Origin of the sequence: Bradyrhizobium sp. Arg816, from assembly GCF_029989365.1 — a bacterium.
GTDB lineage: Bacteria > Pseudomonadota > Alphaproteobacteria > Rhizobiales > Xanthobacteraceae > Bradyrhizobium.
On record NZ_JAPRAQ010000005.1, the window covers coordinates 380217 to 393077 of the forward strand.

General features: G+C 59.3%; 10 protein-coding genes and 1 pseudogene. 7 read left to right on the forward strand and 4 right to left on the reverse strand.

Features of this window, described 5'->3' with window-relative positions; genetic code table 11:
* Positions 1-229 precede the first annotated feature (229 nt).
* From OWC48_RS15750 to OWC48_RS15765, 4 genes are all read left to right on the forward strand, one after another.
* Entirely contained in the window at positions 230-1585 is a 1356-nt protein-coding gene (locus OWC48_RS15750) for a glycosyltransferase family 4 protein (protein WP_282520807.1), read from the forward strand.
* Between the two features lies 1 nt (position 1586).
* Positions 1587-2720, forward strand: coding sequence for a radical SAM protein (locus OWC48_RS15755; RefSeq protein ID WP_282520808.1), 1134 nt, complete (start codon positions 1587-1589; stop codon positions 2718-2720).
* 38 nt (positions 2721-2758) lie between these two features.
* On the forward strand, positions 2759-3934 hold the full coding sequence (locus OWC48_RS15760) for a glycosyltransferase family 4 protein (protein ID WP_282520890.1): 1176 nt from the start codon (positions 2759-2761) through the stop codon (positions 3932-3934).
* Positions 3935-4336: 402 nt separating this feature from the next.
* Positions 4337-5107, forward strand: a complete 771-nt coding sequence (locus OWC48_RS15765; RefSeq protein ID WP_282520809.1) for a hypothetical protein — start codon at positions 4337-4339, stop codon at positions 5105-5107.
* 35 nt (positions 5108-5142) lie between these two features.
* On the opposite strand, the gene OWC48_RS15770 is transcribed toward OWC48_RS15765, so the two are convergent.
* A complete protein-coding gene (locus tag OWC48_RS15770) occupies positions 5143-5373 on the reverse strand; it encodes a cold shock domain-containing protein (protein ID WP_282520810.1) in 231 nt (76 codons plus the stop codon).
* Between the two features lie 64 nt (positions 5374-5437).
* A complete protein-coding gene (locus tag OWC48_RS15775; RefSeq protein WP_282520811.1) occupies positions 5438-5581 on the reverse strand; it encodes a hypothetical protein in 144 nt (47 codons plus the stop codon).
* An 80-nt stretch (positions 5582-5661) separates the two neighbouring features.
* On the opposite strand from OWC48_RS15775, the pseudogene OWC48_RS15780 reads away from it, so the two are divergent.
* From OWC48_RS15780 to OWC48_RS15790, 3 genes and pseudogenes are all read left to right on the forward strand, one after another.
* Positions 5662-6068, forward strand: a pseudogene (locus OWC48_RS15780) (aminotransferase class I/II-fold pyridoxal phosphate-dependent enzyme); the annotation flags it as partial.
* A gap of 690 nt (positions 6069-6758) precedes the next feature.
* Entirely contained in the window at positions 6759-7739 is a 981-nt protein-coding gene (locus tag OWC48_RS15785) for an ABC transporter substrate-binding protein (RefSeq protein WP_282520812.1), read from the forward strand.
* A 622-nt stretch (positions 7740-8361) separates the two neighbouring features.
* Positions 8362-9048: a hypothetical protein gene (locus OWC48_RS15790; protein ID WP_282520813.1), complete on the forward strand. Its 687-nt coding sequence runs from the start codon at positions 8362-8364 to the stop codon at positions 9046-9048.
* Positions 9049-10728: 1680 nt separating this feature from the next.
* Here OWC48_RS15790 and OWC48_RS15795 read toward each other — a convergent pair.
* Both OWC48_RS15795 and OWC48_RS15800 read right to left on the reverse strand, forming a co-directional pair.
* Entirely contained in the window at positions 10729-11643 is a 915-nt protein-coding gene (locus tag OWC48_RS15795; protein ID WP_282520814.1) for an AraC family transcriptional regulator, read from the reverse strand.
* Positions 11644-11692: 49 nt separating this feature from the next.
* Entirely contained in the window at positions 11693-12604 is a 912-nt protein-coding gene (locus OWC48_RS15800; protein WP_282520815.1) for an AraC family transcriptional regulator, read from the reverse strand.
* Positions 12605-12861 lie beyond the last annotated feature (257 nt).

The window sequence follows — 12861 nt, forward strand, 5'->3', positions numbered from 1 at the left end:
AATGGGGCAGCCTTGCGACTTGAAGAGCGCCAGCATGCCATTTTAGCTCGGGCGACGACGCCGAGTTGACGGCCGTCAATTTCGGCGCGGAGCGGTCGCCTATCATCCCGGAGATGGTTGTAATTGCGACGAGATCGGCAGTGCACCGCCCGACCGAATACCAGGCCCCAGGCTTTGGTGTTTGCCCAGCGGTGCGGCCTGTCCCGGTCACCAGGGAAGGGCCGCCGCGATGACGGAGCCTTCGATCGATTTCAGCGAGGAGGTCGCCGTTTCGGCCGCTCGTTCAAGGCTCATCATCGAGCAAGATGCCCAGGCACGCAAATTGAAGCGGCTCGGTGATCCGGCAAAGCACGTCGAGAAAGTCCTGTTTGCGAACAAGTTCTTCTTTCGCAATGGCGGATCCGAAGTCGTCATGTTCGACGAGATGGATCTGATGCGGAAATGGAAAGTCGACATCGTCGAATTCTCCATGAACGACGATCGAAACATGCCGTCGCGCTTCCAGTCGTACTTCGTTTCGCAGAAGTCGTACCGCGCCTCATCCAGGCGCGAAAAGCTGAAGTCGGCCATATCCTTCATTCATTCGCCCGAAGCAGTCTCGAACATTACGCGTCTGATCCGGGATGAGAAGCCCAGCATCCTGCACTGTCACAACATCTACCACCAGCTCACTCCCTCGATCGTCACCGCAGCAGCGGAGATGGGCGTTCCCGTCGTTCTCACGCTTCACGACTACAAGCCGGTCTGTCCGGTCTATACGCAACTCAGCAACGGAGAGGTGTGTTCAAGATGCGGCGACGGCGCCTTTGAGACGATTCTCGCACGCCGTTGCGCAGACGGCTCTTTGGGACGTAGCGCCCTGCTTTGGGCTGAGGCTCGCTATCACGCGCTGCTCGGAAGCTACCATCGTGTCGGAAAGTTCATTGCGCCGAGCAAGTTCATGTACGATGCCGCGGTTCGACGGTTCGGTGCCGACAAGGTCGTTCATATTCCGAACGGTATCGACGCGTCGCGCATCGACGCTTCGGCGGGCGATGACGGATACGCGCTGTATCTTGGCCGCCTGTCGCCCGAAAAAGGCGTTGAGGATCTTCTCAAGGCCCACGCGAAAGCCGAGGGAGCCTGGCGGTTGGTGATCGCCGGCACCGGTCCGCTCTTCGTTGAGCTTCAGCGCAAATACCCCGCTGCGGAGTTCAGGGGGCATCTCACAGGCACCGACCTCGCGCGAACCATCAAGGGGGCCGCGCTGATTGTGGTGCCCTCCGTATGGCACGAGAACAGTCCGCTCTCGATCCTCGAAGCGATGGCGTACGGCAAGCCGATCGTTGCTTCGCGCATCGGCGGAATTCCCGAGTTGGTCAGGGACGGGACGACAGGTCTGCTGTTCGAGCCCGGCAATACGGCTCAAATCTCCGAAAAAGTCGGAAATCTTCTCGCCGACCGTAGTCGTCGCGAAGCGCTCGGTCGCAATGCGCGGGCAATCGTCGAGACCGAGTACACGCTCGAGAAGCACGGCGCGGCGCTGTTCTCGTTATACGAGGAACTGATTGCATCAGCTGGCTCTTACAGGAAAGTTGGATCATAAAATGGACCTCACCGTCATTTCCACGTTCCGCTGCAACTCCAAGTGTCAGATGTGCTACATCTGGCAGAATCCGACCGAGCCGAAGGAGGAAGTGTCGCTGGCAACATTGTCGAAGCTGCCGTCCGGCTTCGACAATCTGAACGTGTCGGGCGGCGAACCGACGCTTCGCAAAGACCTCGGCGAGATGATCGACCTTCTCTATCCTAAGGCGAGGGTGGTGGAGATCTCGTCGAACGGGCTGCATCCGGAGCGCCTCGTTCCGATCATTAAGAAGCACCCCAACATCAAGGTGCGGTTCTCGCTCGAGGGCGATCAGGAAACGAGCGACAGAATTCGCGGCGAGAAGGATGGCTATTACACCAAGGTCGCGGGGCTGCGTATGCTGCGCGAAGCTGGCGGCACCGACCTTGGCTTCGCCATGGTCATCCAGGACGAAAACGTCGACCAGCTCGTCAATGTCTACGAGTTCGCTCGCAAGGAGGGCTTTGAGCTCGCAACTTCCACGCTTCACAATGCCTGGCAGTTCTACAAGAACGACAATTACTTCTACGATCGGAAGGCAGTCGCGCGGAAGGTCGAGGGGCTCATCTCGGCGATGCTGCGCAGCAAGAAGCCCAAGAACTGGTTTCGTGCCTATCTGAACCTCGGCCTGATCGAAAAGATTCTTGGTCATGACCGGCTGATCCCTTGCAGCGCAGGCAAGGATTTCGCCTTCATCGATCCCTGGTCGGACGTGTGGGCCTGCAACGTCCGTTCTGATCTTCCCATGGGAAATCTCGCGCGGGAATCATGGGTCGAGATCATGGACAGCGAGCTCGCCCAGCAGACGCGGAAGAAGGTCGCGAATTGCGGACAGAACTGCTGGATGGTGACCACCGCGCGAACGGCGATGCGGTCCAATCTGGTGCCTCAGCTCCCGAAAACCGATCCGCTGCTCTGGGTTCTCAAGAACAAGCTCAAGGTCTCGATGGGCAAGAGCATCTGTTTTGACAGTTACATCAATTATTCCGACGTGCGCCCGTCGCCGCACGTCGAGCGAACGTCGTTCCTGAACAAGACTGTCAAGGCCAGGCTGGTCAAGGGACGCATGACGGCAGACGAACATTACCCGTTGCGAACATTCATGAACAATTAGATTTGGAGGAAGTCCAGATGAGCAGGCGAGAGATTTACATGTTCGGCTTCCGTGGCTTCCCTCAGATCCAGGGTGGCATCGAGACGCATGCCGAGAATCTCGCACCAAGGGTGGTCGAGCTCGGCAGGCGGGTGACCGTCTGCATGCGATCTCCCTATGTGACGCCGGATGTCCCAAAAGTTTGGCGGGGCGTTCGGGTGCTGCGGCTGTGGACTCTCAGCAACAAATATCTCGAAACGCTACTCCATTCCGTGGTCTGCGCAATTGTCGCGATGGTGCGGCGGCCGGGGTTGGTCCATATTCATGGCATCGGCCCTGCAATCGTGACGCCATTGCTTCGTGCTGTCGGCCTTCGGGTCGTCGTCACGCATCATGGTGAGGATTATAATCGCGAGAAGTGGGGCTGGGCCGCGCGCATGGTGCTTAGGACCGGCGAGGCTCTCGGAATGCGTTATGCGAGCAAGCGCATCGCGGTCAGCCGCAGCATCGGGGAACTGATCACGTCCAAGTACGGTAAACCCTGCGAGGTCGTGCCGAATGGCGTGGTATTCTCGGATTTGCCGCAGCAGAGCGAAAAGGTGGTCGAGTTGGGCCTCGAGCCGGGAAGATACGTGTTGACCGTCGGCCGGCTTGTGCCGGAGAAGCGGCAGCTCGATCTGCTACGCGCGTTTCTGGCCGCGGAACTGCCGGGGTGGAAGCTTGCCATCGTCGGAAAGATCGACCACCAGAATGAATACGCCGATCAACTGGTTCAAGAGGCGGTCGGCCACCAGAACGTCGTCATGGCCGGTTTTCAGACCGGCGACGGCTTGCGGCAACTCTACGCACATGCTGCGCTGTTCGTTCTGCCGTCATCTCATGAAGGGTTGCCGATCGTTCTGCTAGAGGCGCTCAGTTACGGATTGCCCGTGCTGGTCAGCGATATCGTCCCGAACCTGGAGGTGGTGACCGATCCCGAGCACATTTTCCATGTCGGTGACTGTGAGGAGTTGGGTGCAAAGCTGTCGGCGCTGACGAAGACACGTTTGAGCAAGGTCGAGCGCGAAGCGATGCGCCGCGAGTGCGCCATGCGGTACGATTGGTCCGACATCGCGCTGCGAACGCTGGACATTTATGATGACCTGCTCGGCCGCCAGCAGCAGGGCAATCTGTCGCACGCAGGCTGGGCCGCAGGGTCGCCATCTTCGCCTTACGGCACGCCCGCCAACAACTGAGGCATGGCCCGACGCACAGTCTGGCAACATGCGCGACGCGCCCTAGTCGTTGATCGCGCCAGTCTGACGTCGCGCGCCGGCCGGTGACGCAGCGGATTATGGGAACCCGGAGTCCGGTTCAGATCGGGCCCCGAATGTTCTTGGTGTTGAGATCTCAACTCGGCTAGTTGCCCCGGGACGTTGGTGTGGCGATAACGCCGGCCCGACATGGGCTTGGCCGCTAAAGTCTTCAGCCTTCAATCGAAATCCTGGTGAACCGCGGTTTTTTGCGGCCGGATCCTGTATCGCCCAACCGCCGGCACAAAGCCGGATTTGCCCCGTTGTCCGGGTACCAGGCATAAGATTGGGCTTTCGAAATCGGTTGAACCCTGAGAGGCTCCGGGCTGGGGATTCGTAGGCCCGATGGCCAGCCAGGTGTCGAGGCGCCGGGCGGCGTTGCCGGATGATCTGAGAATGAGCAGCGTGGTGGGTGTGCTGACGACCAGCGAGATCGACGAGCGGATCGTTTCGATCATCGAACTCGCCGGAGAAAGGTTGATGCGCTTGTCCGATCCGTCATTCGAGTTCGTGACGGAGCGGATGAGAGGAGGGATATTGATTATTCATCAGCGCCTGAAGGCTGAGCTTGCTTCGCTTGTCGAGCTGCGGACCGTGTATGGCGATCTGATGGTTTGTCGTGTTGTTGCCCGCGACTATTCGCGGGGCCATGATCAGGTGTCACCATATCAGCATTTGCGGCTCGCCTGGCTGCAGCTCAAGCAGTTGGGAAACATGTTCGATCACTCCATGAGCGAGCTTGATCGGCTTCACAACGAAACGCTTGAACTGCTCTCTATCGACGTCGAAACGGCAGCTGTGGGTGACGCTCCCCGAACGAGGTTGAGCGAACGAGAGGCGCCGGCCGATCGATGGTTCGCAATTATGCCACGACATGGAGTGCCGAGGTTCGAGAGGATGAGGGTTCCGGGCGAGTTGTCGATCGCTGATGCAGACGTCGCGGAGTACTGTGACAATGCCCGGCGCGAATTATTGGCGCAATTGGACGCCACCGTCGATATCGTCAGTTCCGGCATTGCCGGTTTCCTGTCGAACCATGGGGGCGAGCTGCTGGACCTTATCGGTCGCTACAACGACCTGATCGACAACCTTCAACATCAGCATCGACGGATGTAAGACGAATCCGAACCGTCGATGGCACCAGGTTGCGTTCATTCTGCAGACTTGGACTCGCGGGTTGCGACGCGCAGCTGACCGGCCGTGACCTTGCCTTCAACGGAGACGAGTTCATAGCTCACACTCTGGCCTTGGATGAGCGTTGGCAAACCAGCTTCTTCGACGGCAGACATATGGACGAATATGTCTTTACCTCCGCCGTCGGGCCTTATGAAGCCGTAACCCTTGAACTTGTTGAACCAGACTACAAATCCGTTAGTGGGCATTCGCGTAATCCAGTCCGACGCAATCATCGCAATGTGCTGAAATTTACATCGAATCCAGATGCAATCACCGTGCCAAAGAGCCCTGATTACCGCGTTGCGCGAGTTTCCATCCTTCGAGCACGCAAACGGCGCCGCGGTCGACGTACTCCTCGATCGCCGCGTAATCGATCGCGAACCAATCGAGGAGGACGCCGACCTTGCTCTCCATGCCTTGGGCTTCGCGCTACAAGATATCGGTTGGGCGTCTTGAAGGCTCAAGCCAGCGAATTCCGGTTCAGAGAGGGAGCCCGGCCCGCCAGCACGACGAAGGATCCTTCTTCCGGTTCTAGAAGTCCGGCCATGAAGTCGATAATGCCCAGTGAGACGCACATTGTGCCGTTGATGGTGGGTAATCCGGAGAAATGCAAGGAAGCGAGCGATCTCCTGCTCGCCGAGCACGGCATCTATGTCCAGCCGATCAACTATCGCGCGGGACCGAGCGGCTGCGCATCACGCCGACGCCCTATCACGGTGACAAGCTGATTGATGCGCTCGCCGAAGCGCTGGTGGATGTGTGGGGACGGATCGGATTGCCGCTGCGACATCACGCGCGCTCGCGGCAGAGTGATCGGCAGTGCGCGTCGACATGGGTCACATGGAGCGGCTATTCGGGAGGCGCGCGTTGCTCGGGGTACTGGACCGCCCAGCGGAACTGACGAATTTCCTCTCGATTGCGAGTCATGTCGGGATCGCCAATTTTTCCGAAGTAGGAAGTCAACTACGCGTTTGGCGCTTGGCTGCTGCGGGAGACGGCGATTATCGAGCGGCTCCGCCGGCGCGCGAGGATTTTCGCGCGCCAGGGCCCGGATGAACATGGACCGTCCTTCGTCGGCGAGCAAGCCACACTTCTGAAGTTCGAGGTCCGACCAACATCTAGGCCGGATGCGCGCCGACAACCTTCTGGCTCTTAAGATCCAGGTTCACATTTTCGCCGTTCGATCGCCCACGAGGCAACTTTCGCAACCAGAGACCAAGCGCTGGAACGTCGCTCGTGCGCAACGATGAGACCATCGCCGGTCCAGCCATTACGTCCAATCAAGGGGTTGGGACCCTCCGCGACGCAAATATGGTAGTCGCTTAAGTCGGCCAAATCGCTCACGCTGGAAATATCTGCCGTAGCAAGAGTGCGCGCGAGAGCCCTAACTGTTAATCGGCGTGGGGTTAGGGCGCCGATCGACATCGCAAGTCCTTGATTGGTCTCGCATGTGTGGGGCCACTGTTCGGCGCCGATTCACAGGCAAGCGCCCTCGCACCGCTTTGCGACAGCATTATACCTCACCGCGTGCGACGACCGTCGAGAACTGATACTATGCAACCCGTCGTCCTCAAGTTGTGATGAGGATCGAATGAAGCGGCGGGAGTTCATAGCGGCCACTGCGGCGTTACTCGTTTCGTCGCGGCGTTTGTGGGCGCAGGGTAGACGCCATCGACTTGGCTTTCTTGCTGTGGGTGATGGCGGCGGGCGGGCGCTCAACCAAGCCGAGCTCGCGTTGTTTGATGGGTTGCGAAACCACGGCTGGATAGACGGAAGAAACCTCATTGTTGACTATCGTTTTTCCCAACCCCCGGACCGACTGCCAGTTTCAATTTCCGATCTGATTGCTCTCCGTCCGGATGTTCTCGTCGTCGCTGCACCACAGGCAGCCGAAGCCCTGAAATCGGCGACCGCGACCATTCCCATTGTATTCGTAGCTGTGGCCGATCCCGTGGGACTCGGCCTCGTACAAAGCCTAGCGCGTCCGGGCGGCAACATAACGGGGCTTGCGACCTACGTGCCAGGAAGTTTCGTCGCAAAACGAATAGAAATCCTGCGGGAACTGGTGCCCGGCGCCTCGCAAATTGCGATCTTGGTCAATCCCGGCAACCCAATGCACAGGCTGTTGTTAGCCGATGAGGTACCAAGTACGGCGCGAAACCTCGGCGTGGCTCTGCCGATAGTTCAGGCGACCACGGCCGAGGAACTTGATGTTGCCTTTGCCTCGGCCGCAGCCCAGCGCGCCGATGCAATCATTGTTTTTGGCGATACTCTCACCGTTGTCGAGGCCCCCCGAGTTGTCGCGCTCGCGGCGAAACATCATCTGCCTGCGATTCATTTCTCCCGACAATTCGCTAGTGATGGATTGATCGTCTACGGCCCCGATATAGCCGATCTGTTCCGCCGTGCAGCAAGCTACGTCGATAAGATCCTCAAAGGCGCCAAGCCGTCTGATCTGCCGGTAGAGCAGCCGGTCAAATTCGACTTCGTGATCAACATGAAAACTGCCAAGGCACTCGGTCTCAGCGTGCCGACCTTATTGCTCCTTCGCGCCGATGAGGTGATCGAATAGAGATGCTGTTTGCTGCAATGCACGAGTCTCTTGTTGGCCCTTTGCGGACCACCAAGATCCGAGACTGCATTTCCGAAATGGGATCCTTAGCAGACATGGCACTTACTGAGAGGGAGATCACAGCCGAGGAAGTGGAGCGCGAACGCCCTCACGAACCAAAAGCGGACGTATCTGGTGCTGTTTCTGGTGCGGCGGCCGCGGTGCAGGCAACAAGAACGACGTAAGCGACTGATCACGTTAGTGGGCCCGGCAGGACTCGAACCGGCAACAGACCGTTATGAGCGGCCGCCTCTAACCATTGAGCTACAGGCCACGCGAAAGCGGCCGGAGCTATTGAGTGCACTCCCCCTTGTCTGCGCAATCATCTCGCCTGCGGCCAAAATGAATCCACGGCGTTGCCGGATTCAAGTCGCATTGCGACCCAGATCACGGCCAACGCTCGTGGTCGGGCAGGGGCGCAACACCGGGGGTTTCCATGTCCGGTCATTTGCGAATTTGTTTTGCCGCTTTTGTATGTCTTGCCGGTCTGTCGACGACGTCTGCGTCGTCGAACACATTTTCCGCATTCCTCAATGCCGATCCCGCGCCAGCCCCCGCGCCCAGTTCCGCGGAAGTGGAGTGCTTGTCGCGGCCCGGCAAGTCGACCGCCGACGGCCAGCACTGGGTCTATAGGGTGGAAGGCCGGCGCAGATGCTGGTTCCAGGTCGCCGAAGCGACCGGGACGGTGAAGCAGTCGGTTCGCGATCGTGCCGCCAAAGATCGTGCCGCCAAGGCCGAAGAGAACAAGACCACCGCGCGCAAGCGGAAGGCGGTGGATGCGCGCGCGGAGCTGCAGCGCTCCGCACCCGAGGATACGTCTCGGCCGAGCCCGTCCGCGCCCGTGCAGGTGGTCGATGCCGGTCCCGTCCTTGCGACCGGGAGCGCGACCCGCGTGTCGCCGGTTCCCCTTTCCAAGCACGACCGCCTCACGGCCGACGGGATCACGCCGCGCCAGGTCGGCGTCCAAGCTGACGTCCAAGTCGACGTGGAGGCAATGCTGGCCGCCACGCCGGCCGTCAGCGACGCGGTCGCCGCTTCGGCAACGCCGCTCGCCTTTTCCATCGCCGACGCCGGCGATGACGGGCAGGGCTGGACCTGGCTTGGCGCGCTGCTGATGGTTTTCGGGTTTCTTTTCGTCTTGAGCGCGAGTCGAACCATTCGGTGGGCCGTGCTGCTGCACCAGTTGAGGTCATCGTTCGTTCGCCAAGGGCTGCTGCTGGTCAAAGCGCGACCTCGCGGGGAGGTGGTTCGAAGAGGGCATTCGGCCTGAACCGCATGTTTCGGATCGGCTCGAGGCGTCCGCTTTCGGAGATGATGTGAGGGGCATGATGGAGGACGCCGATGCTCCCTTGATCAGGGCTCCAAGCCGCCCCCCGCGAGATCATGGCTCGCTGACGGCGCAGCTAGGATCCGTATCCGCCCAACTGCTGAACGGCTGACCGTTTGCTTGCCGCTGTTGTCTCAGCGGTTGCGTCGACCAACCCGGGAGCGTCGCCCATGAGTAAGACTTGTTTGCTTTGCTTGCCGTCCTTTGCGCCCTGGATCTGGCTGTGGCGACGCCCGCCTTTGCCAAGACGTCGCGTACAAAAGTCGTGACGGTCGCCGGGTGCTCACCAAGCTGCGTCTCCGGCGGCGACGCGATGTCCGCCGATGGCCCAAATGCGAAGTGCGCGATGTACGCTATTTAGTCGCTTCGGGAGGAAAGCAGACGTCGCACCCAATCCGCAAGCGGTCTTATTGTGCTAAAAATCTGAATGCGACAATCAGTGCCACCATGCTCGCGAAAATCAGCAGTGCGGGGAGGGGTTTTCGGGTCATTGGCCTTGTCGAATGGCGCGCAGCTGATTGACTGGGTTGAGGTCTAGGCGCTCCCTGAGACCGCACGACCTTGTCCTCTCTCGTTGGCCTCCGAGCCTGTGGTTCCGGCGCTGCGCCTACGCCTCCCATCTCATTGTAATAAGCGCTGTAGACCTCGCGAACGGCTTGGGCCGTGGACTCGGCCTCACTCATTGTCCCGAGCCGAGTTCGATAGTTAGTCAGAAAGCTTTGGGCGCCTGTGTGGCCCAACCGTCGAATCGCGCCGGAGGCTGACCACCGATTGACCAAACATCGTGGACAAACAGTAAAGGTGGTCAATCACAAGCGAACTCCACTGTTTTTGTTGATCTTTTCGCTTGCTACTTACGTTCGGGACGCAGGCCTCGCAGGTCAAAGAAGGCGTCGGCTCATGATTTACAACTCAGCTGTAACGCATTGATCTATATAGGTCTGCCATAACCGCCTTTTACGTCTAAGTGCCTGTAGTTATTTAGAAAACATCAGACTCTTAATCAGCGGGTCCCAGGTTCGAGCCCTGGTGCGCCCACCAAATAAAATCAGTCACTTAAGAGGTTTGTGGCTCAGAACGGACCTTTCGGTTGGAAAACTAGGTTGATCCATCCTGATCTTTGGTCGAGAACTAACTCACATACCTTATCCCGCTCTTTGTCTCTGCACTTCGCAGCATGAGATAGAGCACGAACATCGCCTGGTACAGGCCGATTACATGACCCATCGTAGAATGGGACACTCCAGCGGAAAAAACGGACGTTCGAGAGATTGATTTCGCAATTTGGAGCGTATCGATCGCTTGTTCGATCCATCGCTCGCAGGCGTAAGGGGACGGTTCGCACGTTGTGACTGGATATTCCGTGCTGAGCCAGAATGCGAAGTTTGGGGGTTCGAGTCACTTCCCCGCTATGTCTTCCCGCTACGGACGATCTGGTTCGCCTATTCTCGGGACCGGACGAGGTCGGTCGACTCGAGCGACAAGATTCGCGAGAGCTCAGGAGTGAACCTCGACCTTCAAGCAAGCGCTGAACGGGTCCGGCCTCACCAACTCCGAACCGCCTCCACGCGACGGGACCGCTGTCCGTCGACTCATCTTCGATGGCTAAGGCACGACGTTGGCTTATTGACTTCGGAATCGTCGCCATGCGCCGGGACTGCTCCCGGTCGACTCCGAGAACACGCGCGTGAAGTGGCTTTGATCGCCAAAGCCGGTTGCTTTGGCAATTTCAAGAAGGGAAAGTCGCGAGGTCGATAGCAGCGACTTGGCTTTCTCGACCCTCTGCTCACGCAGCCAGCGGTGCGGCGGCATGCCCATCGATTGCGCGAAGGCTCTGGAGAAATGTCCCGGCGACAACCCGCACTCGGCGGCGATGTCGGCCAGCGAAAGATCGCCGTCGAGATGCTCGCTCAACAATTCGGTCGCTCGTTTCTGCTGCCAGGGAGCAAGCCCGCCGCGAAGCCTCACGGCCGGCTGATCGATGCCGGCATATTCCTTCAGAAGATGCGCAGCGGCGGCATGCAAAACGTGGTCGACAAAAATGCGGCTCGCTTCCTGCGGCTGCGCAAGCGACGGCAGCAGCGCACTGGCCAATTGTGCCAGCGTGCGATCGGGGGACAAGACCCCGGTAGGGGCATGCAGCTCGTCCACGCGTCTTGCGCCCTGGTGCTCGAGCATTCCGTTGAGGGCGCTACGCGTGAAATAGAAGTGCACCAGCTGGAAGCCGCTCTTGAACCGGACCCGGTTGTCGTGCCTGAGATCGAGTAGCGTTGCTCCGCCCGCCGCCTGCGGCCCCTGCGGTGGCAATGGACGCTCGTTCAACCAGATTTCGCGATCCAGGCTCTCCGAAAGGGATACCGAGGCGATGATCGATTCTTCGGTCGGCAATGAGTCGGATTTTTCCCGAGATGGCTGCTCGGACCTGACCAATGTCGCCGCATACTCCTTGCGATAACCCTTTTGCCGGACGACGGAGGGAGCTTCATCGATCCGAAGAAGCTGTGCCACCGTCTGACCATATCCCTTGAGGCTCGCCATCTCTATGGTTCTCGCTCGTGGTTGTCGGCAGGTCCTTCAAATCGGCCTTTCAGGAGACGAGGGCGCGTCGCCATGCTTGCGGGTTGGCTCCGATCACCCGGTTGAAGACGCGCACCAGATGACGCTCTCCGGTAAATCCGCACTGCCTGGCGATGTGATCGATCGATATTGTCGTTTGCTTCATGATGGCCATCGCCTTCTCCAACCGTCGCTCGAGCAACCATTTGTGAGGGGGCATTCCGACCGAGTTCGTGAATGCGGCGGCAAAGGTCCTGGGCGGCAGGCCGCACTCCTGCGCGAGTTGGGCGACCGTCAAATTGCCATCGAGATGGGCGCAAATGATTTCCTTCACCCGCACTTCTTGCCATTTCGCCAGCTCAACGGCCCCGGCATCGGACTTGCCGGTCGTGGCGCCATAAGCGTGCAGAACATGCGCGGCGATCGCCGTGGTGATGTGGTCGACAAAGAGCATGTTGGCTTCGTCGGGGCGCCGGAAGGCCGGATAAAGGGAACAGCCGAGATCGCGGATCACCGCGTCGTCTATGCCGCTGCAGGGATCGTGCGCAAATTCGTCGATGTCGCGCGCCTCGTCGAGTTCGGCAATGGTGCGGAGAACGCCTCGTGGCAAGTAAAATGACATCATATGGAAGGACGAAACGCCGTAGCCTATGTACTTCCGCCGCAAGTCGAAGATGTTGGACGAACCGGCTTGGAGCGGAAGCGCATCGACGGGCTTGTCATCGATCCAGAGAACGCGTTGGGGCCAGTCACGCATATTCAGGGTGATGAGGAATGCGTTCTCCTGGGGGACCGCCGAGGTGTAGTCGTTCTCGGGAATGTCGCGCCGGACTTCCGTCACGGCGATTTCCGACTTCTGCAGAAGCGGCCGCGTGACCAGCGTTTGGGCTTCGCTGACGTGCAGCGCCTTCACCAGGTGTTGGCCGTAAGCGACTTTTTCCATCCGAGAGCTTCCCAATTCTCGTGTCTGTTCATGCCGTTGCACCCGATCATAGGGATGCCGGAGCTACCCGGGATTGTCTGAATTTGTCATCGTTTTGCAAAACCGATCAGAAAACGGCCGGTGGCGGCCGCTCCCGGGCCATTCCAGGGTGGCGTCCTCGAGCGCCTTCACCCTACAATCCGAGCAGAACCAGGCAGACCAAAGAGGCCTCTGCCGATCGGTCCACAGGGGTGAGACTATTTCGACTTTGGGTTCGA

What these genes read in the sequence shown, in the direction of transcription:
- OWC48_RS15775 (WP_282520811.1), bottom strand. Translation starts at nt 5,581, where the DNA reads ATGGAGAGCAAGGTCGGCGTCCTCCTCGATTGGTTCGCGATCGATTAC.
- OWC48_RS15750 (WP_282520807.1), top strand. Translation starts at nt 230, where the DNA reads ATGACGGAGCCTTCGATCGATTTCAGCGAGGAGGTCGCCGTTTCGGCC.
- OWC48_RS15800 (WP_282520815.1), bottom strand. Translation starts at nt 12,604, where the DNA reads ATGGAAAAAGTCGCTTACGGCCAACACCTGGTGAAGGCGCTGCACGTC.
- OWC48_RS15755 (WP_282520808.1), top strand. Translation starts at nt 1,587, where the DNA reads ATGGACCTCACCGTCATTTCCACGTTCCGCTGCAACTCCAAGTGTCAG.
- OWC48_RS15770 (WP_282520810.1), bottom strand. Translation starts at nt 5,373, where the DNA reads ATGCCCACTAACGGATTTGTAGTCTGGTTCAACAAGTTCAAGGGTTAC.
- OWC48_RS15760 (WP_282520890.1), top strand. Translation starts at nt 2,759, where the DNA reads ATGTTCGGCTTCCGTGGCTTCCCTCAGATCCAGGGTGGCATCGAGACG.
- OWC48_RS15765 (WP_282520809.1), top strand. Translation starts at nt 4,337, where the DNA reads ATGGCCAGCCAGGTGTCGAGGCGCCGGGCGGCGTTGCCGGATGATCTG.
- OWC48_RS15785 (WP_282520812.1), top strand. Translation starts at nt 6,759, where the DNA reads ATGAAGCGGCGGGAGTTCATAGCGGCCACTGCGGCGTTACTCGTTTCG.
- OWC48_RS15795 (WP_282520814.1), bottom strand. Translation starts at nt 11,643, where the DNA reads ATGGCGAGCCTCAAGGGATATGGTCAGACGGTGGCACAGCTTCTTCGG.